Consider the following 26,115-nt stretch of genomic DNA (forward strand, 5'->3'; position numbering starts at 1 on the left):
TCATCCCCATGGTTGAGGCCTTTTCCACCACCACACCCCCACCCACCGAGGCGCAGGACCTGCCCATCGTGGTCATCGGCGCCGGGCCCGTAGGACTGGCTGCCGCGGCGCACCTGCACGAACGCGGCCTGACATCGCTGATCCTGGAAGCAGGGCACGACGTCGGCACCGCCATCCGCGCGTGGGGCCACACCCGCCTGTTCTCACCCTGGCAGTACAACATCGACGCCGCCGCGGCCCGCCTACTGCACACCACCGGCTGGACCGAACCCGACGCCCAGACCCTGCCCACCGGCACCGAACTGGTGGATCAGTACCTGGAACCGCTGGCCATCACCACCGCGTTGGCCGAACACGTGCGCACCGACACTCGGGTCCTCGCCGTGACCCGGGCCGGGATGGACAAGACCCGCACCACCGGCCGAGCCGACACCCCCTTCTTGGTCCGGACCCAGCACACCGACGGCACCATGGAGGATATCCAGGCCTCCGCGGTGATCGACGCCTCCGGAACCTGGACCCGGCCCAACCCCCTGGGCCAGTCCGGACTGCCCGCCCCCGGCGAGACCGAGGCGCTCGCGGCCGGGCGCATCACCGCCGCGTTGCCAGACGTCACCGGTCGGGATCGGCAGCGGTTCGCCGGCCGGCATGTGCTCGTCGTAGGGGCCGGCCACTCGGCCGCCAACACCCTGCTCGAGCTCGGTTCCCTGGCCGAGGACGAGCCGGACACCCGGATCTCGTGGGCCGTGCGCTCGGCCGACGTCTCCAGCGTCTACGGCGGCGAGGATCGCGACGAGCTGCCCGCCCGCGGCACCCTGGGCACCCGGCTGCGCCGTTTGGTGGATTCCGGGGTTATCGAGATCCACACCTCTTTCACCATCACCAGATTCACCACCACAGAGCATGGATTCTCCGTGCATGCCTCCACTCCGACCGGCGAGCAGACCGTGGCTGCGGATCTGGTGGCCCCAGCCACGGGGTTCCGCCCGGATTTGGGCATGCTGTCCGAACTCCGGTTGGACATGGACCCGGCCGTGGACGCACCCCGTCAGCTCGGCCCGCTGATCGATCCGGAGTTCCACTCCTGCGGTTCTGTGGCCCCACACGGGGCGCGGATGCTCGCGCACCCCGAGTCGGATTTCTACATCGCGGGCATGAAGAGCTACGGGCGGGCCCCGACCTTCCTGATGGCCACCGGCTACGAACAAGTCCGCTCCATCGCCGCCTCCCTGGCCGGGGACCAAGCCGCCGCTGACGCCGTGCAACTGGACCTGCCCGAGACCGGAGTCTGCTCCACCGACCTGGGTGGATCCTGCGACACACCGGCCCCCATCACGCAAGAAGCTGTCCAGAGTTGCTGCGCCCCCGTCACCGTGACGGACGGGCCCGGTGCCGACGGACGGCGGCTCGGTTCGCACACCGCACTGAGCAGTACCGCTGGCGGCCGTTGCGGGTGACATCGACGACGACGTTGCAGCAAGGCTCGCCGGCACAGCGTCCCAGCCGGTGCATCCCCCGCGTGGCCAGGTGCAACGAGGTCCCCACGCTGATGACAGCGCGCAGGACGAAGGGCATCGAGTCGTTCTCGCCCCGATAGTGGAGGTGCCACCCCTCGCCGTCGTGATCGGTCAGGCGTGGGTAGGCCGCAGCCGCCGCCATCTGCTCGTTCAGCAGGCGGGCACGCTCACCGTCCTCCGGCGGCGCATCGACGACGCGCAGCCAGTCCTCCACCACCGCGCCGGTGGCGGCATGGTCATCTGCTCCGGCCGGGAAGATCATCGTCATCCCGAAGGCCCGGGTGCGCTCCTCGATGCCCTGGCGGTCATCAGGCCACTCGTTGGCCAGGGAGGCCGCGAGCAGGACCGCGTATTCTCCGTAAGGGTTGAGATGCATAATGCCATTACATCACGATGGCCTCATGACCTCACCCCACACGTTCCCTCTGCCCCTGCAGGAAGACCGGACCACCCGGCACGAGCATGCGTGGCGCGCGGAATCGCGGCATCTGACCTCCGAGGGGCTGGTGCTCTATGTGCGTTGCACCGGCTGCGGAACCCTCCGGGTCGATGTCCAGGGGAACGATGGCCTGCCGCCCGCGGCGCTGAGCCGGGTGATCGGGGTCAGTCCACCGGAGTGGCTCCGCGGATGACGGCCTTGGCCCGGTCATAGGACTCGGCGTCCTTGGCCACGAAGTGGTCGTCCGCGGTCACCACCGTCGGGACGGTCTCGAAGCCGTGGTGGTAATGCCGGACGCGGTCTGCGGCGCCGGCGTCCTTCCAGATGTTCACCCAGTACACGCGCTCCCGCCCCTCGGTGCCGAGCTCGCGGATGAGCCGGGCGCAATACTGGCAGCCGGGCCGCCAGTACACCACCACTCCCCCGGCCGCCAGGTGCTCGTCCACCCCGGAGACCGGCAGGGACCGCACCTGGGTGGTGGAGACGAAGCGCAGGGCGAAGAACAGCAGGATGGCCGCGGCCACGTAGTTCAGCGGGCCCCGGCCGATCAGCCCCCAGTAGGCGAAGAGCAGCCCGAGGGCGAGCATGACGGCGGGCACGAACCACGCCTTGGACATCAGCTGGCGCATGGACTCAGTCTTCCACGGGCGGCATCGGCAACAACGAGTGTGCCCGCGGGCTCGACTGACCAGTCGGCTCAGTCGTCTCCGTCGGCTCTGACGAGTCCAGCACCCCGGCCACCGTCCAGTCCGGGTGGTTGGTGCCGTCCCCGGAGGCAGGGCGCCGCACCGGGACTCCGGCCTCTTCGGCAATCAGCGCGCCGGCCGCCCAGTCGTGTTCCTGGATGCCGTACTCGGCGTAGGCGTCCAGCGTGCCGTCAGCCACCATGCACAGATCCAGGGCCGCCGCACCGATGCGCCGCACGTCCCCGAAATGGGGCATGAGCGCCGCCAGGGCGCCGAGTTGGAAGTCGCGGCGTTGCCCCGCGTAGGCGAAGCCCGTGGCCAGCAATCGGCCGGAGCGGCCTGGAAGGGGCCCGTTCAGGCGCACCGGCTCCCCGGAGGCCGGCGGGAGGTCGGCCTGCGGGATCCCCGGAGTGTCCACGGTGGAGAAGGCCCCGTCGCCGGCCGAGGCGTACCAGGTCCGGCCCAGGGCGGGCGCGACGACGGCCCCGGCCAGCCAGCGCGTCTCGCCTGCCGCCGCCGGCCCCTCCACGGCCACGGAGGTGCAGAACTGCGGGATCCCCCGGATGAAGTTCGTGGTGCCGTCCAATGGGTCGATCGACCAGCGGTAGCCGGAGGGGTGCTCCGGCTCGGTGTGGCCGTACTCCTCACCGGAGATCGCGTCATTCGGGCGGTAGGCGGTGATGACCTCGCGCACCGCCTGCTCCGCGCGGCGGTCGAAGTCCGTGACCCAGTCCGAGCCCGAGGACTTGGTGACTGCTCCGAGCTCGGCACGCGTGGCCGGCGTCGGGCCCAGGGGACGTTCGGCGAGCACCTCGGCCCCGGCGCGGGCCGCGGCTCGGGCGACGGCCAGCAGGCCCTTGGCGCTCATGCGGTCTCCTCCGTGGTTTCGGTGTCAGACGCAGAGTCAGCGTCAGTCTCGTCAGGGCCCTCAGAGTCCGGCGGTCCCTCGGCCAGCAGCGTCCGAAACCCCTCCTCGTCCAGCACCGTGACACCGAGGGACTCGGCCTTGTCCAGCTTGGAGCCGGCGTTCTCCCCGGCCACCAGGTAGTCGGTCTTCTTGGAGACGGAGCCAGACGCCTTGCCGCCGCGGACGATGATCGCCTCCTTGGCGGAATCCCGGCTGAAGGTCTCCAGCGACCCGGTCACCACGATCGTCAACCCCTCCAGGGTGCGCGGGGTGTCCTCGTCCTGCTCGTCCTCCATCACGACGCCGGCCGCATGCCAACGCTCGACGATCTCCCGATGCCAGGCTGAAGCGAACCAGTCGATGACCGCCTCGGCGATGATCGGCCCGACCCCGTCGACGTCCGCCAGGCGCTGCTGTGCCGCGGCGCGGCGCTCGTCCGCGGCCGTTGCCTCCGTCCCGGTGTGCCCCGCGGACCCTTCCGTGGCCAGTGCCTGGAGGGCCTGCAGGGAGCCGAACGCCGTCGCCAGGGAGCGGGCCGCCGTCGGGCCCACATGCCGGATCGAGAGTGCGACAAGCACCCGCCACAGCGGTTGCGTCTTCGCCTTGTGCAGTTCCTGGAAGAGCCGGCGGGTGTTCGCCGTGGGCTCCGCGGGCTTCTTGGCCGTGCCCTGCGTCCAGAAGTAGGGCTTGAGTTCCCACTCGCCCGAGGGCACCGGCTTGCCGGTCTCGGGATCCTTCTTCCGCTTCTCCCGCCAGACCATGACCTCGCGCAGCCGGGCCTGGAATGCGGACAGCCCTTCCGGATCGAAGGGATCCTTGAGGTTCTTCTCGCCGCTGTCCGCCAGGTCGAAGAGCTCGGCGTCCTCCGTGATGACCCCCGGCCCCTCGGGACGCACATGCTGATTGTTCTCCGCCGGATCCGGCCCCGGGCCGTTCGTCAGCCAGAGGGCGGCCTCCTCGCCGAGCGCCTCGATGTCGAACGCCCCGCGGGAGGCGGCGTGCTCGATGCGGCCGGTGAGCTGGGCGGGGCAAGAACGGGCGTTGGGGCAGCGCAGGTCCACATCCCCGTCCTTGGCCGGCGCGAGGGTGGTGCCGCAGGACGGGCACTCGGTGGGCATGACGAACTCGCGCAGTTCGTCCTCCCCGACCGGGCCGGTCCCCTCCACCTGCTTCTTGCCCTCGCGCAACGGCAGCACCGGACCGACAATCTCCGGGATGACGTCCCCGGCCTTGCGCAACACCACGGTGTCCCCGATGAGCACGGCCTTGGCCTTGACCACGTCCTGGTTGTGCAGGGTGGCCATCGAGACGGTGGAGCCGGCCACGAGGACGGGCTCCATCACGGCGTACGGGGTCACGCGGCCGGTGCGCCCCACGTTGACCCTGATGTCCAGCAGCCGCGTGTGGACCTCCTCCGGCGGATACTTGTAGGCCGCCGACCAACGGGGCACGCGGGAGGTGTGGCCCAGGGCCCGCTGCAACGCGAAGGAGTCGACCTTGATGACGATGCCGTCGATCTCATGGACGAGGTCATGGCGTTGGTTGCCGTTGTCCTCGATGAAACCGAGTATGCCGCCGTTGCCGTCCTTGCCACTGCCGCCCTCGCCCTCGCCCTCGCCCTCGCCCTCGAGGGAGTCCACGATCTTCGTGTACGGGCTGGTGGGCAGTCCCCAGGACGCGAGGAGGTCATAGGTGGCGTGCTGTGACTCGGCGTCGAGGCCGGTGTGGGCACCGATGCCATGCACGAACATGCTCAGCGGCCGCTTGGCCGTCTCGGCGGGATCCTTCTGCCGCAGGGAGCCGGCCGCGGAATTACGGGGGTTGGCGAAGGGGGCCAGGCCATCGCGCACCCGCTGTTCGTTGAAGGTGCGGAAATCCGCGCTGGGCATGAAGATCTCTCCGCGGACCTCCACCTCGGAGGGCCAGCCGGACCCGGCGAGCTGCTGCGGGATGTCCTTGATGGTCATGACGTTGTGCGTGACGTCCTCACCCGTGGTGCCGTCCCCCCGGGTGGCCGCCCGGACGAGCTTGCCGTCCCGGTAGAGGAGGTTCACGGCGAGCCCGTCGATCTTGACCTCGACGAGCCAGCGGACGCCCTTCTCAGCAGCGCTGGGGGCGATGTTCGCGATCGAGGCTGAGGTCTTCGCGTACCAGGCGCGCAGCTCATCGATGGAGAACAGGTCGTCCAGGGAGTACATGCGGGCCAGGTGGGTCACCGGGGCGAAGGCGGCGGACGCCTCCCCGCCGACCTCCTGGGTGGGCGAGTCATTGGAGACGATCTCCGGATGCAGCGCCTCCAGGTCCTCGAGGCGGCGGTAGAGCGCGTCATACTCAGCGTCCGAGACCAGCGGGGCATCGTTCTGGTAGTACGCCGTGCGGTGCTTGCGGATCTCGTCCACGAGGTGCTCGTACTGCTCCCGCAGGGACTCCGGCGGGATGTCCTCCGCCTCGGGCTGGACGGCGGAATCGACCTGTGGATCGACGCTCGGATCCGTGACGTTCTTCTGCTCGCTGCTCACCGGTCCAGCCTAGCCGCGCTAACCCCCGGGATAACCCTCCGCCCGCCCTCGGGCGCTCACCGGGCCTGGGCCGTCCCGAGCACCGTGCCCTCGGCGTCCAGGGCCTCGACGACGGCGTACGGCAGTTCCGCGGCAGCGTCCGGAACCGGGATGGCCGTCTCGAATCCCTCGCGGTCGACGACGGCCTGCTCGGTGGCGCTGCCCTCGTCCTCGCCGGCCATGAGCCGCCACCGGGTGACCTCGGTGGCTCCGTTCCAGGAGACGAAGGCAACCGGGCCGCCGTCGTACTCCTCACCGCCGTCCTGGACCACCACGTCCGGGTCGGACGCCGGCCGTCCCTCCCAGGCGAACTTGTACGCCCGATAGCTGCCGCCGCCGCCCTCGAACTCGTCCTCCCGGCATTCATCGCCGTGGCAGACGTCGTAGATGAGCTCGCCTCCCGGCGTGTACTCGGAGTAGTGCGGGCGGGCGCCCCAGCCGATCAGCATGTTCCCGTTGGCCAGCTGCTGCACGTTCGCCATGGAACTGGCCACCCGGTCGGCGGGCGGCAGGTACTCGGTGGCCACCTCCGCGGTCATCGCGTCCCCGTCCAGGGCCAGGCGCAGTCCGCGGGAGGACTCGTCGTCACTGCCGCCGTGGGAGTGGTTGTCCAAGAGGGTCAGCGTGCCGTCCGGGCTCCGGTGTGCATCGTGCTGCCAGGTGAAGTCCGCTCCCTCGCCCATCTCGAAGTCGCTGGCCGAGCCGCCCAGAGTCCATTCCACCGCGCCGGTGGCGCGGTCCAGCTTGTACACCGCGTTGGTGTGGCGGGCCGAGACCAGCAGAGAGCCGTCATCGTCCTCCGTCACGGAGTTGATGTGGAAGTAGTCGAAGGGGTGCTCTTCCGTGCCGAGCTCGGGCGGTCCGGTCTGTGAATCGGAGGCTTCGGACGAGTCGGCCTGTTCGGATTCCTCGGCCTCCTCGGCTTCCTTTTCCAGTTCCGCCTGTTCGTCATCGAAGTCGAGCAAGGTCTCCGTGAGGGGTACATGGCCGATGGCGCTCCACTCGAAGAGCACGTCACCGGTGGCGATGTCGACCTCCTGGACCACGGCGTCCTGGATGTGCCCGTCCTCCGGGCCGCCCACGTCCCTGAGGTCTGCCGGTGCCGGCACGTAGGCGGCGATCAGCATGGTGTCCTCCGGCGTGATCGTCGTGTCGTGGAAGTCCGCCTGGCCGGGCCCCAGCGAGCCGCCGGTGGTGACGCGGGCGATCTCCTCATAGGACTGGTCGAGGACGATGATCTCGCCATCCCCCATGCCGCCGTCACTGGTTCCCTCGTAGACGGTGAGCACCGGCTCGCCCTGGTACTCCTGGACCCGGAGGTCGAACGGATTGTCCTCCGGGTCGTCATCCTCGGCCGGGCTCATCCACACCAGCTCCCCACGGGCGTCCAGGATCACGGCCCCGTCCGAGGGAGTCTTCGAGCCGTAGTTGGGGGTCAGGAACGTGAACTCCTCGGACTGCTCATACTCGGCTGACCACGCGGGACCAGGGGTGATCTCCACCACCGGAGGCTTGAGGTCCGGGCGGCTGGCGAAACTCTGGTGCGGAATCGGCTGCTTCCCCGCTGCGGCTCCACCGCCGCCGTCAGCCGTGCAGGCGGAGACCGCCAGCGCCACGGTCAGCATCGCGGACGCCGCGAGCACCCGAGAAGGCTGCTTGCCCCCGTATCCAGACCCTGCACACATGCGATGTGTCTACCGTGCACGGCAGTGCCGCGCCAAGCTTCGGCCGGCGGTGGCCGGTGATGTACTCAGTCGGGCGGCCCCGCCCGGTACAGCCGGTTCAGTCCAGATGGCAGAGCAGCCGCGTCAGTCCTCGTCGCCGAGGGACTGGTCCAGCAGCGGCAGGTCATCCGGAGTGACCAGGTGGGAAGTCACAGCATGCTCCACCAGGCGGGCACGGCGGTTCGTGGCCAGCTTGCCGCCACCACCGCGCAGCCCGGCCACGCCCACGCGATCCAACTTGTCGCAGACGTTGTCCAGCTTGCGGTTGAACCGGGTCAGCGGCCAGCCCAGCCTCTTGGCGGCATTGGCGGAGGAGGGCACCGTGGAGAATCCGGTGCCACCGCGGCGCAGGATCGGCTCGGCCAAGGCCACGATGAGTGCCTTCTGGGCCGGGGTGAAGATCACCGGGCCGATGGTGGTCTCCCCCACGGCGTCATTGCCGTTGGACTGCTGCATGAACGAAGGGCTCTTCAGGTGAGCCGAGAACTCATAGGTGGTCGGCCCGGCCGTGAACACCACGTTGAGTTGGCCGAAGACCAACGGGATGCGGGAGCCGGGCGAGACCCAGGCCTGCATGCCGCCGGAGGAGTCCGCCACGGTCGCGGAGATCATGGTGCCCACGTTGGACAACCACCACAGCCCGTCGATCTGCCGGATCTCCATGAACCGGCGGTGCAAATACGGGTTGTCGTCGATCTCCAGGTCACCCTCGCGGCCGATGGTGAACACCTGGTCCGGCATGACCTCGTACCACTCGCCGACGAAGTCGATCGACAGCGCCGCCGAGCTGCCCTCGGTGAGCTGCTGGTCTCGATGGTCCTGCTCGTCCGGCGAAGCCGGCTGGACCCGTTGACCTTGCTCGTCCACGCTCATCGCCACTCTCCCTGAATCAACGTCACAGTCCCATGATGCCCGTGAATCCTGTGCGAGCCCGTATTGAGACAGGGTCTAATTCAGACAACCCACGGTCGGATCTGACTGTTTGCCGTTGGACCGGATCACCACGACCTCGATGCACGTCCGGTCCTCCTCCAGCACGGGGGTGGTGGCCGTGGCCTCGTCCGCAGTGGTGATCCGCCCCTGGCCCGTGGCCGTGGACGTCCTCCACATGTAGGTGTCCCCCTCCTTCGGATCCGGGTTCTCCCAGGTGAACACGGCATCCGTTCCGTCCACCGTGGCCGTCACGTTCTCGGCGGCCACCACGGGATCTTCAGGTTCCGGCAGCGGCAGCCCGGGTGACTCACTGATGAAGGCGGGGTCCGGGTCCTCCCGTGGCTGGACTGCCATGCTGTTAGCCAGCCAGACGGCACCCACGATGCCCAGCACCAGCACCACCAGTGAGGCGATGATGCCGATCTTGTTCTCGCCCATCCAGGCGGCGAACGGCGAACCCGCCGGTTGTTCCTCCACGCGCCGCGCGGTGGTGCCGTCGGGCTCCCACTCCCCGCCGGCGTCGGGATAGGACCTCGCCGGGCGTGACGGCGCCCGAGATCCTGCCAGGCCGCCACCGACGCGCCCGCCCATGATGGTGGGGTCGTCGTCCGGGGTCGGACCGGCCGCCGCGGTTCCCCGGGCAGGCCGCATGACCGTGGCGTCGTCCACGTGCTCGTGCGGGCGTCCCGGCGCGGAGGGAGGGGGCATCGGCGGGAAGTGGCGGGACGTGTTCGTGGAACCGCGATCAGGATCGATCGAGACGATCTGCCGCACGCGGGTGGCGTCCCCGCCCTCCTCGACCTCGTCGTCCTCCGCTTCCAGCGACCCCGACTCGTCCATGACCTCGAATGGCGTGACAGACAGGCCCAACTCGGTCTGGACCCGTTGCAGCGCCAGCGCGAACGAGTGCGCCGAAGGGAAGCGGGAGCCGGGGTTCTTGGCCATCGCCGTGGACAGCACCAACTCCAGCGAGGCCGGCATGTCCGCCCGGTTCAAGGGCGGCAGCGGTGCCTTGGCGATCCTGGAGATCAATTCCTTCTGCGAGTTGTCCGCTCCCGGCCGCACGAACGGGGACCGCCCGGCGAGCAGGGTGTAGAGCGTGGCGCCGAGGGACCACACGTCCATGGCGAACCCGTCCGGGCTCCCCCCGGTGAAGGCCTCCGGCGCGGACCACGGGATGGACATGCCGGCATCGTCGTCGAGCATGTCCGTGGTGCCGGAGATGCCGAAGTCTGTCAGGGCGGGGCGGTTGTAGTCCGTGGTGAGGATGTTGGCCGGCTTGATGTCCCGGTGCACGATGCCGGCCCGGTGCGCGGACTCCACGGCGGAGGACACCTGGATCCCGACGGCCAGGACCTCGTCCACGCCCAACCGGGAGCGGCGGTAGCGCAGGTCCAGGGAGGGCCGGGAGCAGTACTCCATGGCCAGGTAGGAGTGGCCGTCCTCGGTGATGTCCGCCTCGTAGATCGTGACGATGTACGGGTGCGAGGACAGCTGGGCCATGAGGTTGGCCTCGGATTCGAAGGACTTGCGCGCCCGTTCGGTCTTGAGGCCGGAGAGCAGCACCTTGACGGCCACCTTGCGGCGAGGCCGGTCCTGCTCGTAGAGGTAGACGTCTGAGAAGCCGCCGGAGCCCAGCAGGCTGACGTACCGGAACCCATCGATGTGCGGCGGCGGGGCCGGTGGCCGTTTACCGCTCACAGCAGTCCCTCGAAGCGCAGCGAGACGCCATCGCCCAGATCGGCGATGTCACCGTCCAGCACCATGAGGGACTCGCCCTGACCCAGCCGCCGCGGCGCCTGCCCCTCGCGGATCAGCACCGTGCCGTTCGTGGCCTTGAGGTCCCGCAACTGCACATGCCACCCCTCCAGCACCACCTCGCAATGCGAGCGGGAGATGTCACCGTTGGGGCTGCGGACCTGGAGCATGCGCGGCATGGTGCCGGAGCCGACCCGGTGGGCCTGCGGCTGGCGCCCGATCACGGCGGGACGGTCCAGCTCCACGACCTCCCCCGTGGACATGCGGATGCGGCCCAGGGACGGACGGCGCAGCTGTTGCGCCTCCCCCGAGAGGGACTGGCCGCAGATGCCACAGGTGGCGCTGGTCGGCGGGTTGGCGTGGCCCTGGGAGCACTGGCGGGCCAAGACCACCGGTCCCGTCGCCGGCGGCGGGACCGGAGCGGGGGCGGGCGCGTTGGGCGGTAGATCCTGGAGATCGAGGTCCGACTTCATCACGGTCTCACCGTCATGGTCCTCCTCCATGGCCGCGGTCCCCGCAGGGCCCGACGCCGGCCCGGCCGGGGGTGCAGGTGGGGCCGGGATGGGTGCCGGGATGGGCGTCAGGCCAGGAGCAGACGGTGACATGACCGTGTCAGCGTCATCCGCATCCTGCGCGTTGGTCCGGGTTCCGACGGCGGCATCGGAACGGGACTCCGGATGGTCGTGCGGGTGGTCGTCCGAGTGGTCGTCCGGCGACTGCTCCGGGGCAACCGTCATCCCCAGATCAGCCGGGACCTCGACCATCTCACTGGCCGCCGGCTCCGGAGGCTGTGCTGGGACGGTCCTGCGGGCTGCGGCCAGCCACGGCACCGAGTCGATCAGCTCCTGGGGGCCGGGAACGGCGCCGCTCGGCCGAGACTGCCCTTCGCTCGCGGCCTCCACTGCGCTCGGCGAGGCAGGGGGCCCGGCGATGGTCCGGTCATCGACCTCGTCGGTGCCCGTGCCGGCCCCGTCGTAGGTCTGCTCCTTCTCGCCGTTCACATCGCCGCTCTCATCAGCGTTCTCGTCCGGGTCCTCGGCGTCAGTCGTCTCCGTGCTCGGCTGAACCCGGGTGGTCTCACCCGTGGTAGCCGTAGCCTGCTCGGGTTCGGCATCGGACAGCTCCGAGCGGGGGCCCGGCGCAATCGTGGCGTTGATGTCCGGTTCGAGCTCTGGTTCCGACTCGTTCTCGGGGCCGGCTTCGTCGGCATCGTCGGCATCACGGTCTTCGTCCGCTGACTCCCCGCCCTCAACGTCGGATGTCGCGGCGTCGACCTCGAACGTTGCTGCGTCGTCGTCGATGTCCTCAGCCGGCGCGGGGCTGGCATCGGCGTCCACGTCCTCGTCCATCCCGGACGTCTCCTCGTCCTCGACGGCGTCGGTCGAGGACTCCTCGGCGTCGTCGGCCCGGCCGACGGCAGGCACGGCGTGATCGTCAGCGACCGCCTCATCGGCCTCGCCTGGCTTATCTGCCTCCGCTTCCGCTTCTGCCTCGTCCGAACTCGACTCGGACCGCAGCACCAGATCCGCGCGCACGGAGGCCAGCCGCACAGCCCCAGACTCCAGGGGCAGGTTCTCCACGTCGGCGACGGCGTCGTCCACGAGCAGCTCGAAGGACTCGACGCCGTGGACGACCCGCTCATTCCAGGTGGCCACGCCGGTACCGATCAGTTCGGTGTGGCTTCCGTCGGTGCAGTTCATCCGCAGGGCCACGTCACCCCGCAGGATGGCGTGCAGCGTGGTGCCGTCACGGAAGGACACGATGGCGAAGGAGGGCAATCCCGTCAGGTCCAGGCGGCCGGACAACACGGTGGCCAGCAGCCGTTCGACACCGGGCGTCCCGGCGAGCAGGTCCCAGGCCACGGCGGCGGTCTCCTCGCTGGCGTCTGCGGGCAGCGCCACCAGGCACCGTCCGCGCACGAGGCCCAACCATGGGCCCGCGCTGTAGCGGACCTTCGCCGTCTGGCTCATCGTCATTGCCCTTCACCCTCATCCATGCCGAACACGCGTTCCCCGTTGATCATCCGTCCGCCGCTGCCCCCGTCGAACCGGGGACGAGTGGTCTGTTGCTCGTCTCCCTCGCCGGGCCGCGGCGATGTGGACCCGCGATCGCTCTCAGCCTCAGTGTCCTCCACATCCACCACGATCACCGTGATGTTGTCCCGGCCGCCACCGTCCAGGGCCCGCCGGATCAACGAGTCCACGGCATCCTGCGGTGAGTGGTTCTCTGCCAGTTCGCGGCGGATCTCCTCGTCCGGGACCTCTGAGGTCAGTCCGTCCGAGCAGACCATGAGCCGGTCGCCGTCATGGACGGAGAGCATCCAGAAGTCGGACTCGGACGCCTCACCGGTGCCCAGGGCCCGGGTGATGACATGCCGGCGCGGGTGGTGCCGGGCCTCCTCATCCGTCAGGTACCCCCCGTCCACCATCTCCTGGACCTCCGAGTGGTCCACGCTGACCTGCTCGAACTCGCCCTCGGAGAGCCGGTAGGTGCGGGAGTCCCCCACGTTGAAGACCATCCAGTACAGCCCCTGCAGTTCCCGGACGATGGCCACCCCGGCCAGCGTGGTCCCCGCACGGGATCCCCCGACCCGGCGAATGGCCTGGTCTGCCGTGACCATGAGCTGCTGCAGCTCGTCAGCGGTGAGATCGTTGCGGACCTCCTTGACCCCCGCGGCCAGCGTCTCCACGCAGATCCGGCTGGCGACCTCGCCGGCCTCGTGGCCGCCCATGCCATCGGCAACGGCGAAGAGGTTGCCGGTCACCACCAGCGAGTCCTCGTTCAGTTGCCGCCGCAGGCCCCGATGGGAACCGAAGCCGTAGTTCAGGCGGAAAGGTCTTTGGGGCACGTCCACACTGGCATCCAAGGTCATGCAGCCGACACCGTGAAGGAACGGTCACCAAAATGCACCGTGGCCCCGACCGCCGCCAAGACGGGCTGACCCGGATCGAGGCGCTGACGTTCGCCCCCGCGCGGGGTCACGCCCGAGCCGTTGGTGGAATTGCGGTCGGTCACCCACACGCCGGTCGAGTCGACGGTCAAGTGCAGGTGCGTCTTGGACACGGAACGGCCCATGTCAGCGAATGGGATGAGCAGGTCGACGGTCTCCCCCGCGGCGGCAGCCGGGTTGCGGCCCACCAGGGCCGAGCCGGCGAGTTCGTGGCTCTGGCCGTCGTCGAACCGGAGCCTGACGGCAGCGGGTCCCGCGCTCACCTGGCTGCGCAACTGGGTGGATCCCATCTCCTGGTCCGGGTCACCCGGGTTTGCCGTCTCGGCAGCGCCCCCGACCAGGACGACTTGATTCTCGTTGTAGCCCGCGGAGGACTGCCCCGCACCGGACGTGGCCGGGGCTGGAGCCCCCGCGGGCGCCGGGGCTGGTGCTCCGGCGGCGGTCGGCGCGTTGGGCGCCGGCTGGACGGCGGGCGCCGGCCGGGCTGCGGGTGCGCCGGTCGCGGGTCCGGGCATGGAGCCCGACGGCGGCTGGGCCGGCTGCTGCGGTGCGCCCGGCTGGGGTGCCCCGGGGACGGCGGCGTGACCCGCACCGGGCACGGAGGTGATGGGCCCGGCGGCGACGGCAGGGTTGAACGCCGGCCAGCGGGAGGCCGGCGGCACGGACACACCGGTCTCCGGATGACCGGGATCCCCGGGCTGCAGGGCGCCTGGCGCGAAGGTGGACGGGCCATAGAGGCCACCGCTGGTCAGCGGGTTGCGGCCGGTGTTGACGTCCACCACGAGCGTGCGGGCCACCTTGTCATGCCAGCCCTGGCGCTGGTGGTTGGTGTCCCAGATATTGGACAGCAGCATCAGGATGGGGCCGATCACCGGGACGACACCGCTGACGGAGATGATGACCCAACGCAGGAAGATCGGGCCCCAACCGGCGGGAGTGCCCTCCTCGGAGGTGACGCGCAGACCCAGAACCAGGTTCCCGGGAGTCTTGCCCGCGGACGCCTGCCAACCCCACAGCCACACCGTGTAGGCCAAGGACACCACCGAGGCGATGAGCAGTGCCATGGTGAAGGTGGCCAATGCCTCCTGTTGGGCCACGCCGGCGGAATCCAGCACCGCGGGGAACGTGGCACCGGTGGCGATGCCCACGGCCAGCGCCGGAATGATCTGGTCGATCACCCAGGCCGCCAAGCGCTTGCCGGCCGGTGCGTTGACCAGGTTCAGGGTTTTCTGCACGGGGTACCTTATTCCTGTTTCTCGCTAGCTTGCTGGTCCACTGTACGGACTGCTCGGCTCCGGCCGCCACGCCGGGCGGTACGGGCCTGGAGTTCGGCGATCCGGTCGCCTCCGCGCCTTTCGGCCATCCGGGCACGATCCGCCTGGCGCTGCTGTTTCTTCAGCTGACGTCGCTGCCGGCGGCGAGCCCGGGCCTCGAGCATGAGCGAACGCGGCGTGTACTTCGCCCGGAACCGCTGCCAGCCGCTCACCGAGCCACGCATGCCGGCGATGTTCTCGTCGACCCGCGCCCAGTAGTCGGCGACCTGGGCCTCGTTCGGTTCCCCCGGGCCGAAGACGGCCTGGTCCGCGCGGCGGGCCAGCAGCGTGGTGCCTGCGGCCGCCGTCGGGAAGGTCCCGGCCAGCTCCGTGGCGTGCTCCCGCCGGGTGCCGGAACGCTGGGGTTCGGAGCCGAGGTCCGTGGCGAGGCTCAACACCTCGGACCAGCCGCCCGAGACCTGCTCGGCGGGAGTCTGCGCCTCACGCCGCCTCTTGCGGCGGCGGCCCTTGAGGATCGCGATGATCAGCAACGGGATCATCAGGATCAGCAGCGGGATCAGCGAATAGACCACGATCATGACGATGTGGCCCCACTGGTCCCACCAGGACCGTTCCTCCTGCTCGGCGTCCTGGGGCTCCGGTGCCGTGTCCGGGGGCAGGTCGGCCTGCTCCTGCGGCGGCGGCGGGGGCTGGAGCACCTGCGGCTTGGGCGTGGACTTGGGCTCCTGCTGCGGCGGCGTGGGAACGTTGTCCTTGTCCGGGGTCGGGTCCAGGGCGATCCAGCCGACGTTCGCGAAGTTGACCTCTACCCAGGCGTGGACATCCTTGCCCTTGATCTGGATCGCGCCACCGTCCGCCGGATAGCTCTCCGGATAGAAGCCCATGACCACACGGGCCGGGATGTCCAGGGACCGGGCCATCAGGGCCATGCCCACGGCATACTGCTCGTCATCACCGATCCACTGCTCGGCGTCCAGCAACTGGGTGATGCGGCCGGCATAGTGACCGGAGAGGGAGGTGACCTCGCCCTCACGGCCGTTGGAGAAGGCGCCGGACTCGTGGAGGGTGGACGCCAGGCCGCTGACGATGCCGAAGGGCTGGTCCTGGTTGCCCGTCAGTTCAGCCGCCTTCTCCGGGACGACCTGCGGCACCCCGGTGAGCTCCGGCATGACGATCTCGCCGAAGTCCTGCCCCTCGAGATCCTCGGACGCCACCTGCACCGGGAAGACCACGTCCGCGGTGTAGGAGTCGCCCTCCTGCAGCGGGATGGTGGACAGGGCGGTCTCATTGCCGTCGTTGTAGTAGAGCGATGTCGAGAGCTGGTCCGCCCGCGGTCCCTGCAGCACGGCGCCGTTGAGCTTGCCGCCGCCGGGCAGCCAGACCCCGTTGTAGGCCTCGATGCTGATGTCCAGGGTGCCGGTGGCCCGGTTCGGGATCTCGGTCTCGGCGGTGCCCGAGAGCCGGGAGGCATCTCCGACTGGCGAGAAGTTGCCTCCGGACTGCGGGTTCACGTTGTAGACCATGCCGTCATAGGCATCCAGCGCGGCCAGGCGGACCCGCTGCCCCTCCGGCAGGCCCTCGACCGTGAACAGGACCTCCTCGTGCTGGTCCTTGACGTACTGGCGGAACTTCATCAGCGGGCTCGGGTAGTCGAACAGCTCGATCGGCGGATCGACGACGTCGCGCAGCACCTTGCGGTCCTGGTCCTGCAGCAGCAGCGGTGAGGCGGAGGCGGTCAGCAGACCGGCGACGGCGAGCACGGCGGCTCCCATGCCGACGCGGCGCCAGACCATCTTGCGTGCGGTCGCCGGGTTGGACACAGTTGTGGTATCGGTTGTGCCTGCCGCGTCAGCGCCGGTCTGGGTGCCCTGCACGCGCATCCGGTGGTGACGCCAGGCGAGCCAGGCGACGGCGCCCATGATCAGCAGCATGCCGCGCACCACGGCCATGGGCGCGTCCTTGGTGCCGAACATGATCCCGACGACGGTCATCACCAGCACGGGGATGACGGTCCAGTAGGGCAGACGGACCCGCCAGGCCAGGAGCCCGGCCACGAGTGCCGTGAGCATCCCGGACAGGTAGGGGGCCACGAGCATGCCGCCATTGACGCCGACCGGGGCCGCCACGGTGAGGATGTCCTTCCAGGCGGTGACCGGCCCGGTCACCAACACGAGGAGGGCATCCAGGCTCGGAAGGAAACCGGCGGCGGCCTCAGAGGGGGCTGCCAGCGCGAACCCGAAGACGAGGTAGCCGAGGACGGCCACACCGGCGGTCATCCAGACATTCCAGCGCAGGTAGGCGCTGGCCAGGGCGACGCCGAGGCCCAGCGCGATGCCGCCGAATCCGGCCACCAGGTAGTGCCAGTCTCCGGCGAAGGTGTCCTGGAAGCCCAGCAGGCCGAGGCCGAGCAGCACGATCAGCACCGCAGCGTCGATCGCGATCTGGGCCCAGGAGCAGCCGAACCTGACCCCCTTCTGCCGGGGCTGCTTCGGCAGGGTGGGCATGGACTTCCTCGTGCCGCGGGCCATCATGCCGCCGCCTTGCGCAGGGCCAGCCCGAGGTCCTGCAGGTCGCCGATCGAGACCACGGTGAGGTCACCGATGTTGGCGCGCTGGGTCTCCAGGCCGTGGGCGCAGCGGATGGCGAACGCACGCACGCCCGGCGGCACGTGGTTGGTGGCCTTGCGGAGGTCTCCGGCGGTCGGCTGGTCCCCGGTGATGAGGAAGAACACGGAGGCATTGGGAACGTGGTCAGCGGTCTCCCGGGCCACGTCCACACTGGTCTTGCGCAGGGGCTTGCCCTCGATCCGGGTCATGTCATCCAGCATGTTGCGCCCCGTCTCCGTGTGGACCGGGCCGGCATGGGTGCGGATGGACAGGTTGCGCTGCTCCTTGAAGGCCTCGAGCCCGATGGAGGACGCGACCGAGATCGCGAGCTCGAAATCGTTCTCCGTGGCGTACTCAGACGTACTCGTGGACAGGGCGATGGCCAGGTGTGCGCGCCGGGTCTCCTCGAACTGGCGCACCATGAGCTTGTTGGTGCGGGCCACCGTCTTCCAGTGGATGTGGCGGCGATCATCCCCGGGGACATAGTCACGCAGCGCGTGGAAGGAGACATCAGCACTGGACAGATCACGGGTGGGCAAGCCTTCGAGATCGCGGATGAACCCGGCCGAGGAGCCCTGCAGTGCCACCGTCCTCGGGTGGACATACAGTTCCTCCGGCTCGGTCCACTTCAACTGGCGGCGCAGCAGGGCCAGCGGATCCTGGCGCACGGAGCGCACGGGACCGACCGTGATGACCGCGCGGCGATGCGTGGGGATGGTGAAGAGGTCCTCGTGCACGGCACCCGGGCGCATACGCGGCAGCTGGAAGACAGCCGTGGCCCGCCCCACGGGCAGTTCCATGGCGGCCGGCATCAAGGCCCTGTCCGCCGTGTTGGTCACCTCGATGGCGCCCACGGCACGGTCACCCACGGCCACGCGGGACCGCGCCAGGTCCAGATCCACCTTGTACGAGGACCGGCCCAGGATGAACCCGATGGCGAGCAGCAGCAGGAACACGCCGACCAGCCCGGCCACGATGGCCTCGGCCCAGCCGAAGACGAGTCCGACGATCCAGGACCCGACGGTGATGACCAGCACGAGCCAGCCCAACGGGGAGATGACCTCCAGGACCGGCTGGACATTCTTGCCCCACCACCCGGTCGCGGCCTCGCGGGCCGGCTCGGTGGTGACCGCCGTCGTCTCCCGCAGGCGCCGCCAGCGGTCCTGCAGCTGGACCGCCGCCTTGCTGGCCCGTTCGGAGGACTTCGAGGGGCCCTTCTGCCGCGGGATGGCCGTGGGTGCCGATCCGCGGCGGCTTGGGGCCGTGGCGGAGCGCCGGGCTGCTGGACTGCCCTGCTCTGCAGGGCTTGTCTGGCTTCGACGCGAACGTCGCGTTTCGGGTGATGACTGCGTGCTCATGTGGTGCGGGGGCCCCTCAAGCACCCGTGGCGGACGAACCACCGCGGTACACGGTGTCCCCGTTCGCCTCGTCGGCGGCAGAACCGGCAGCCGGACCGGACGCCATGGCGGCGGCCGGCGCGGGGGCCTCGGACCGGTGCTGCGGGGCGCCGACGGTGGCCAGAACGTGCGTCAGAACGGCCTGGGGCGTGGCCCCGGCGAACTCGGCCTCCGGGTCCAGCACGAGCCGGTGGGTCCATACGTGCGGGGCGAGGTCCTTGACGTCGTCCGGCAGCACGTAGTTGCGGCCGTAGGAGGCGGCACGCACCTTGGCCGCACGCACCATGGCCATGGCCCCACGCACGGAGACGCCCAGCCGGGTCTCGTCCGCCAGGCGGGTCTCCTCGGTCAACTCGGCGATGTAGTTCAGTACGGCCCCGTCCACGTGCACCGTGGTGGCCAGCTCGGTCATGTCCCGGATGGCCTGGGTGGTGATGATCGGGGCCAGGGCACCGGAGCGGTCCTTCGTGGCGGCGCCGGAGAGCAGCTCCACGGTGGACTGGCGGTCCGGGTAGCCGATCGAGGTCTTGATCAGGAAGCGGTCCAGTTGGGCCTCGGGGAGCTTGTAGGTACCGGCCTGCTCGATGGGGTTCTGGGTGGCGATGACCATGAAGGGGCGCTCGTTGGTGTAGGTGACGCCGTCCACGGTCACCCGCGCCTCCTCCATGACCTCCAGGAGGGCCGACTGCGTCTTCGGCGAGGCGCGGTTGATCTCATCGGCCAGCACGATGTTCGCGAAGATCGGCCCCTGGTGGAACTCGAACTCCTGGGACTTCTGGTCGTAGATCGTCACGCCCGTGACGTCCGAGGGCAGCAGGTCCGGCGTGAACTGGATGCGGGAGTGGGTCCCCTTGACCGTGGCGGCCAGCGAGCGGGCGAGCATGGTCTTGCCGGTGCCCGGTGCATCCTCGAGCAGGACGTGGCCATCCGTGAGCATGGCCGTGAGGACCAGCGAGATGACGTCTTCCTTGCCCAGGATGGCCTGGCCGATGTTGTCCGAGATCTTCTCGAACGTCCCGGCGAACCACTCGGCCTGTTCGGTGGTCATGGTCATGGGTGTTGCTCGCTTTCGTGGTGCGGTGGAGGCTGGAGACGTATAACAGGGGCGGATTAGATACTGAGGGTCAGATGTTTGCCGGGCGCTGTGTCACCAGGCATTGATTCGCCCGGAATCAACAACGTGGTTTCCATTGTGGTATACCCTCGCCCATACCTTTACTCCGGATACCCTCCCGTGATAACAACCAACGTCCTGCCGCGCGGTCCGACTCGATCCAACCGTGATCGTATGGTCGTACGTACCGAAACGGTGATCGCCGCCCTGGTCTGACCAGCAATGCACGGTGTACGTCGCCGGATTGATGTCCTTCAGCTCTACGTTCAGCTTGTAGCAGCTGATATTGCATTCGTCATTGCTGACCGGGGCACCTCGACGCACAGTCGCAGAGGGATTCGGCGGTGGCGGCGGGGCCGCGTCTGAGGTCGCGCTGGCCGACCAGGACTCGGCCCTACCCTCGGTCGGGGTGGCGGTCACGGTGATGGTGCGCTTCTCCGAGTACCCGGTGTTCACGCTCTGGGAACCGTCGTTGGGGGTACCGCCCGAGCCGGAGATGGACACCGTGACGGTGACCGGGCGCCCGTTCGCGTAGGCCGAGGCGTTGGAACCCCAGCTGAAGTTGACCTTCTTCTCCCCACCGGTGGCCTTGATGTTCGAGGCGTTCCTGACCGGCCCGTAGGCGCTCTCCTGGTTGGAGGCGCTCGAGGCGTCGCCCGCGCCGGCGGCGTTGAGAGCCCGCACTTTGACGGTCACGTTCTTGCCGTTGCTGCCCACGTTGATGGTGCTGCCGGGCCCGCTGAGGGAATTCCAGCCACCGCCACTCACCTGGTATTGGTACCCGGTGATCGGCGAACCATTGGCGGAGCCGGCGCTGAAGTCGACCTTGATGGTGTTGTTCTTGCCGGTCGCATCGATCGTGGGTGTGGACGGGGACTTCGGCCGGCCGTAGGGGGTGACCGCGGTGGAACGCGGCGAGGCTTCGGACGCCCCGACCCTGTTCTCGGCCTCCACGGCGAAGGAGTAGGCCGAGGTGGTCTTCAGATCGGTGACCTGCTGCGAGGTACCAGAGATGTCTTTGAGCGTCCTGACCAGCGTGCCGCCCTCGTAGACGTGCAGGTGGTACTTCGAGATGGACGCGCCGTTGTTGTTGGGCGCGCTCCACCGCACGTTGGCCACACCACCGTTGACGGCGGACTCGGCACGGGAGGCCGAGGGTGCCAAAGGCTGCATGGGCACCCCGGCCGGGGTGATCGAGGACGACCAGCCGGAGAACTCGCTGGGCCGGTCTGCGTCGTTCACCGCTTGGATCCGGAACTGGTAGGCCGTGCCGTTCGTCAGACCCTCCCACGTGGTGGAGGTGCCGGAGACCGACTTCTGCGTCACGCCGTTGGCCGGCGCCGGGGAGATCTCCACCGTGTAGGAGGTGATGGGCGAACCACGATTAACCGGGGCGGTCCACGTCAGATCGATCTTCTGGTCCCCATCGGTGCCCTTCGGCGTGGCCGGTTGCTCCGGCTCCACGTCCGGACGGGCCGGAGCGGAGGCCACGGAGGGATCCGACTCGCCGACCTCGTTCGTGGCGGTCACAGTGAAGGTGTACTCCTGGTTGTTCGTCAGCCCGGAGATGGTGCACGTGGTGGCCGCGCACTCTTGGTTCACGCCGTCCGCGGTCACGGTGTAGCCGGTAATGGCTGCTCCGTTGTTGGCCGGGGCGTCCCACGTCAACACCACCTCAGAGTCGCCCACGGAATCCACCCGGGGCACGCTGGGAGCCTCGGGGACGCCCTTCACGTTCAGCGTGATGGTGCCCTGGACCTGACGGTCCGGGTCCTCCGTCATGTCCTGCACGGTGTACTGCACGGTCATCTGGCCCACGAGGTCGTCGGCCGGGGTGACCACCACGTTGTCGCCGGACACCACTGCCGAGCCCTGGGAGGGATCTCCCTCCGTGCTGATGATCGTCAAGTCACCCTCCCCCTCGAACGGATTCACGTCGTTCGCGAGGACGGGAACGGTCTCAGCCCGGCCCTGGTGGGCGTCCGGCACGGTGTCCGGATTCGCCACCGTCAGCGGGCGGTCCGAGGCGTTGACCGTGAGGGTCACCTGCGCCGGCACGGGATCGGACTTGCCGTCCGTCACGGTCACCTGGACGGTGCCGCGGGTTCCCTTCGGGGTATCGGCCCCAGCGCTGGCGGTGAGCACGGATCCGTCGAGGTTGACGTCCACGCCCTCGATGGACGACTCGCCCAGCGCGAAGGTGAGGTTCTCGGCATCGTCCGGGTCCGGATCGGACGCGGCCTGGGCCAGGTCGAGACTCGCCGGATCGCCACCGGCGGCAACCTCCATGGTGTTGGACTGGAACAGCGGAGGGATGTTCTCATCCGGACGCGGCAGCACGCGGACCGGCTGGGTCAGGACCGCCTTCAGGCCCTCGGCATCATCCGGTCCGGAGCCGTCCGTCACCTCGAAGGTCACGGAGGCGGCACCGGTGAAGTCCGCGGGTGCGGTGAAGACCAGGTCGGTGGCGGAGCGGACCAGGCCACCCTCGGACTCCGGCGTCGAGGACACCTTGGACTCCTCGGTGAGCCGCGGCGACTTGCCGTCCCGGACCACTACGAGATCGTCCAGGTTCAGAGGCAGTTCCTCTCCGGCCGTCACCTCGATCGGCGCGTCCGAGCGCAGCGTCGGGCGGGCCTCACCGGCTCCGGGAACGATCACGAAGGCGTAGGCGGACAGGTCATCGGCATCCGTGAGCCGGTAGGTGATCACCTGCGGGTTGGATTGCACGGGGACCACCAGCTGGTTGTCCTCCGTGAGGGTCACGCCCTCCGGGTTCTCGGGCAGGTCCACCACCAGGTCGTCCGGGGTGCCATCCGGGTCCTCATCGTTCTTGAGGATGTCCACCGTGACCTGGTCCTGGTCCACGGTCTCGCGGAAGGAGACCCGGTCGTCCCGGGCGATCGGCGCACGCAACGGCGCGTTCGGGTCCGACTCGACCGTCAGCGTTCCGGTGTCCTGACCACCACGGCCGTCCGTGATCGTGTAGCGGACTGACGTGAAGCCGGCCTCGGGCGGTGAGGTCAGCAGGATCCGGCCGTCCACCAGGGCGGCGTCCGAGCCCTCGGTGGCCTCCAGTGCGTCCACGAACTTCAACTCGTCACCGTCCGCGTCCGTGTCATTGGACAACACGTCCACGGCCACCGGCCGGTCCGGGCGCACCTTGATCGAATCGTTGACCGCCACAGGAGGAGTGTTCTCCTGCGCCACGGGGGCGATGCCGACCATGATCGTCCCGGTGGAGCGGGCCCCGAGGCGGTCCTCGACCACGTAGGTGAACACGTCCGTTCCGGTGGAGCCGGCCGTGGCCGTGTACTCGATCGAGTTGGCTGTGACCTTCGCGGACCCCTTGGTGGGGGGATTCTCCAGCTGCACCAGGGACACCGAGTCCCCGTCCGGGTCGATCCCGTCCAGCGGGATCGGGATGGCCACGGTCTCGCCGGAGAACACGCGGCCCTCCACCGTCTCCGGGGACGGCGGTGAGTTGTTCTCCAGGTCCAGCGCGTTGATGTGGAACGTCACCCGGGCCGAGGCCTGCTGTCCGTCCGGTCCGGAGACGGTGTAGACGGCGGAGACCGTCTTGGCCTCCTCGCCGGCGCGGAACCGGATCTTGTTGTCCGAGACGGACACCAGGCCGTCTGCCTCGTCGACGCCCTCGGCCAGCTCGGGCTCGAGGGTGAGTTCGGCGCCGTTGGGATGGACGTCATTGTCCAGGACCGGCACGGTGACCACGTCTCCGGCCCGCACCACGGCGGTGTCCGGGTTGGGCCGCGGCGGCTCCATGGACTCGGGGGCCGGGATCGGGATGACGGTGACCTCGCCCTTCGAGGCGGCCGTGCCGTTCGTGACGGTATAGGTGAACGTCACCGGCTCGGTGAGTCCCTGCTGGTCGGTGACGCGCAGGACGGCGTTGCGCTCCACGGACACGTTGAAGGGGGCATCCTCCGGCACGTCCACCTGCTGGGCCACCAGCACGCCGCCCTCGGGATCGGAGTCGTTGCCGAGGATGTTGACCAGCACCTCGCCGTTGGCGGGCAGCAACGCCACGTCACGCACGGCCACCGGCGCACCGGTGTTCTTGTCCGGGTCCCTCACGTCCACCCGGATCAGCCCCGGGGCGGAGGCCGGCCCGTTGGTGGCGACGTACTTCAGGTAGAAGGTCTTCTCCTGGTCCGAGCGGAAGGACACGGTGCCCGTGTCACTGTTCATGTCCACGTCCGCACCGGAGATCGGGTCCACATGGGCCAGGCGCAGCTCGGTGCCGGTCGGGTCGAAGTCGTTCTCCAGGGGCGAGAAGGTGGCCTCCTCCCCCACGTTGACGGTCACGTGGTCCGTGGCGGTGATCGGCGGGGCCGCGCCCTTGGGCAGCACCTCGATGACCACGCGGCCGGTCTCCGACTCGCGGCGATCGGAGACGGTGATCTCCAGTTCCTTGGTGCCGTCGGTCTTGCCGACGTCCTCGAAGGTCAGCACGCCGTCCGGGCGCACCCGGACCACGTCGCCGTCCTCGGAGACGGCCCCCATCAACTGAAGGTCATCCCCGTCCGGGTCCTTCCAGTCCGTCAGGATGTTCTGCGAGACCTCGGTGCCGGCCTGGACCCGCAGGGTGGTCACACGCTCCTGGACGGGCTTGCTGTTCTCGTCCTCCGGGACCACGCGCACGGTGGCCTGGGCCTGGTCGGTTCCCCCACGCCCGTCGTCCGCGGTGTAGGTGAAGGAGGATGATCCGCTCGCGTCCTCGGGGACCACCATCTGGAATCCCGTGCCGTCGTAGATCTCCTGCAGGGTGCCCGTCTCGGGTTGGTCCCCGGCCAGTTCCGCGGTCAGCAGGTCACCGTCCGGGTCCACGTCATTGAACAGCACCGGCAGCGCGGTCGTGCGCCCGGCGCGGACGCCGAAGGTGTCGTCCTCGGCGACCGGTTTCTGGTTCTCCTCCTGGCGGTCCGGCAGTTCGATGGAGTCGGTGATCTCGTCCGACTCCTCTTCCTCCTGCTCGCCCTCACCCTTCGGCGGTTCCAGGTCCGCCCAGTTGTTGACGATCTTCATGCCGTCCGCCACGAGCCAGGTGTTGCCCTGCGAGATGTCGTTGAGCACCACCACGTCCCGGTTGACCCGGAACACCATCTGGGCCTCGGCCGGCATCTCGGGGATCTGCTCAGTAGTGTCCTGGGAATCATCGTCGCAGTCACGCTGGTACAGGCCGGAACCCTGCCAGGCCGCGTGCGTGCAGGTCCCCACGCGCACCGGTTGGATCGGGCTACCAGTGGCCTCCACGGTGGTGTACTGCGGCTCCCCGCCACCCAGCGGAACGGTCGCGGTCTTGTTGGCGAGCGCGACGACGGCCCCGGCCGCCTCCGGTCCCGGCGCTTGGAGCTTTCCCCCGGCGGGGTCGACGACGGTGGCGGCCTCGCCCTCGGAGGTCACCAGGGTGCCGGAGGACGCATCGAAGACGACGCCCGTCTCCCCGACGGCCGAGATCTGGGGCTCGGCCATCCCGGCGAGCCCGTCGATCTCGGTGGAGGAGACCTCCCGGAACCCGGCCGGGTCGCCGTCCGCGCCGTCGTCGTCCTCGGGGGTGCCGGACTCATCCGCTGCGTCCTCGGCGGTCTCGCCGTCCCCGACGGCCTCGGTCGAGGACTCGGACTGCTCGCGCAGCTCCTCGTCGGTCAATGGGCGGAAGCCCTTGATGAGGTTGGCGTCCAGATCGGCCACCCAGACCGTGTCATCGCGGCCCACGGCCGAGAGCACCCTGCCCTCGGCTTCATAGAAGGGTTCGGCCGATTCGGAGGCGATGGACCCGAGGGTCTGGGTGGTGGCAGCGTAGACCCGGCCCTGATCCGTGTCCGAGACGGCCACGATGTTCTCGCCGTAGGAGAAGGAGGAGTTGGCCGGGAGCATCGTCTCGTCGGAGAGGACGAAGGCGGCCGGGTCCACGGTCGTGGCCGCGCCCATCTCGAGGTCCCGGAGGTAGACCTGGTCCGCATGCTGCGCCAGGTCGAACTCGGTCATGGTGGTGGCCACGCCGCCGTCGAGGGTCTGCGACTGGTAGTTGAGGTGGGCGACCTTGTTCTCCGCCGTGTTGACCACCCACACGCCGCCGTCGTTGAGATCGACGTCCGCGGTCTGGAATCCCGGGTAGAGGATCGCGCCGGTCACGGCCACCGCAGAGACGCCGACGAATGCGGTCGCCTTCAAAGCACCTTGGCGCCCGGCGCCGAAACCTGTCCCCACGTCTAATCCCCCGATGGTGAA

At 69.2% G+C, this 26,115-nt stretch carries 16 protein-coding genes; 2 read left to right on the forward strand and 14 right to left on the reverse strand.

The window, feature by feature from the left end; translation table 11 throughout:
• Nucleotides 1–8 precede the first annotated feature (8 nt).
• Nucleotides 9–1,457, forward strand: a complete 1,449-nt coding sequence (locus IEX49_RS02010; protein ID WP_188803663.1) for an NAD(P)-binding domain-containing protein — start codon at nucleotides 9–11, stop codon at nucleotides 1,455–1,457.
• Here the strand turns inward: IEX49_RS02010 and IEX49_RS02015 are convergent.
• Nucleotides 1,369–1,893 (reverse strand): CGNR zinc finger domain-containing protein, encoded by a 525-nt coding sequence (locus IEX49_RS02015; RefSeq protein ID WP_188803665.1) that lies wholly within the window; start codon nucleotides 1,891–1,893, stop codon nucleotides 1,369–1,371. The genes IEX49_RS02010 and IEX49_RS02015 overlap by 89 nt on opposite strands.
• 25 nt (nucleotides 1,894–1,918) lie before the next feature.
• Between IEX49_RS02015 and IEX49_RS02020 the strand changes: the two genes are divergently transcribed.
• Complete coding sequence (locus IEX49_RS02020) at nucleotides 1,919–2,149, forward strand: hypothetical protein (protein ID WP_188803667.1); 231 nt, start codon at nucleotides 1,919–1,921, stop codon at nucleotides 2,147–2,149.
• Here the strand turns inward: IEX49_RS02020 and IEX49_RS02025 are convergent.
• From IEX49_RS02025 to IEX49_RS02085, 13 genes are all read right to left on the reverse strand, one after another.
• On the reverse strand, nucleotides 2,121–2,585 hold the full coding sequence (locus IEX49_RS02025) for a glutaredoxin domain-containing protein (protein WP_229672086.1): 465 nt from the start codon (nucleotides 2,583–2,585) through the stop codon (nucleotides 2,121–2,123). The genes IEX49_RS02020 and IEX49_RS02025 overlap by 29 nt on opposite strands.
• A gap of 4 nt (nucleotides 2,586–2,589) precedes the next feature.
• Nucleotides 2,590–3,510, reverse strand: a complete 921-nt coding sequence (locus IEX49_RS02030; RefSeq protein ID WP_188803669.1) for an inositol monophosphatase family protein — start codon at nucleotides 3,508–3,510, stop codon at nucleotides 2,590–2,592.
• Nucleotides 3,507–6,068, reverse strand: coding sequence for an NAD-dependent DNA ligase LigA (gene ligA, locus IEX49_RS02035; protein WP_188803671.1), 2,562 nt, complete (start codon nucleotides 6,066–6,068; stop codon nucleotides 3,507–3,509). The genes IEX49_RS02030 and ligA overlap by 4 nt, the downstream gene beginning before the upstream one ends.
• Before the next feature lie 56 nt (nucleotides 6,069–6,124).
• Nucleotides 6,125–7,750, reverse strand: coding sequence for an arylsulfotransferase family protein (locus IEX49_RS02040; RefSeq protein ID WP_188803673.1), 1,626 nt, complete (start codon nucleotides 7,748–7,750; stop codon nucleotides 6,125–6,127).
• Between the two features lie 165 nt (nucleotides 7,751–7,915).
• Complete coding sequence (locus tag IEX49_RS02045) at nucleotides 7,916–8,572, reverse strand: hypothetical protein (protein WP_188804205.1); 657 nt, start codon at nucleotides 8,570–8,572, stop codon at nucleotides 7,916–7,918.
• A 207-nt stretch (nucleotides 8,573–8,779) separates the two neighbouring features.
• On the reverse strand, nucleotides 8,780–10,465 hold the full coding sequence (locus tag IEX49_RS02050) for a serine/threonine protein kinase (RefSeq protein ID WP_188803675.1): 1,686 nt from the start codon (nucleotides 10,463–10,465) through the stop codon (nucleotides 8,780–8,782).
• Nucleotides 10,462–12,492, reverse strand: a complete 2,031-nt coding sequence (locus tag IEX49_RS02055; RefSeq protein WP_188803677.1) for an FHA domain-containing protein — start codon at nucleotides 12,490–12,492, stop codon at nucleotides 10,462–10,464. The genes IEX49_RS02050 and IEX49_RS02055 overlap by 4 nt, the downstream gene beginning before the upstream one ends.
• 2 nt (nucleotides 12,493–12,494) lie before the next feature.
• Nucleotides 12,495–13,394, reverse strand: coding sequence for a PP2C family protein-serine/threonine phosphatase (locus IEX49_RS02060; RefSeq protein ID WP_188803679.1), 900 nt, complete (start codon nucleotides 13,392–13,394; stop codon nucleotides 12,495–12,497).
• Complete coding sequence (locus IEX49_RS02065) at nucleotides 13,391–14,707, reverse strand: RDD family protein (RefSeq protein ID WP_188803680.1); 1,317 nt, start codon at nucleotides 14,705–14,707, stop codon at nucleotides 13,391–13,393. Before IEX49_RS02065 ends, IEX49_RS02060 begins: the two co-directional genes overlap by 4 nt.
• 8 nt (nucleotides 14,708–14,715) lie before the next feature.
• On the reverse strand, nucleotides 14,716–17,250 hold the full coding sequence (locus IEX49_RS02070) for a transglutaminase domain-containing protein (RefSeq protein WP_188803682.1): 2,535 nt from the start codon (nucleotides 17,248–17,250) through the stop codon (nucleotides 14,716–14,718).
• A gap of 23 nt (nucleotides 17,251–17,273) precedes the next feature.
• Entirely contained in the window at nucleotides 17,274–18,710 is a 1,437-nt protein-coding gene (locus IEX49_RS02075; RefSeq protein WP_229672087.1) for a DUF58 domain-containing protein, read from the reverse strand.
• A gap of 16 nt (nucleotides 18,711–18,726) precedes the next feature.
• A complete protein-coding gene (locus IEX49_RS02080) occupies nucleotides 18,727–19,803 on the reverse strand; it encodes an AAA family ATPase (protein WP_188803684.1) in 1,077 nt (358 codons plus the stop codon).
• A gap of 93 nt (nucleotides 19,804–19,896) precedes the next feature.
• Nucleotides 19,897–26,058: an Ig-like domain-containing protein gene (locus IEX49_RS02085; protein WP_229672088.1), complete on the reverse strand. Its 6,162-nt coding sequence runs from the start codon at nucleotides 26,056–26,058 to the stop codon at nucleotides 19,897–19,899.
• Nucleotides 26,059–26,115 lie beyond the last annotated feature (57 nt).

This window comes from Citricoccus zhacaiensis (assembly GCF_014645315.1).
Lineage (GTDB): Bacteria > Actinomycetota > Actinomycetes > Actinomycetales > Micrococcaceae > Citricoccus > Citricoccus zhacaiensis.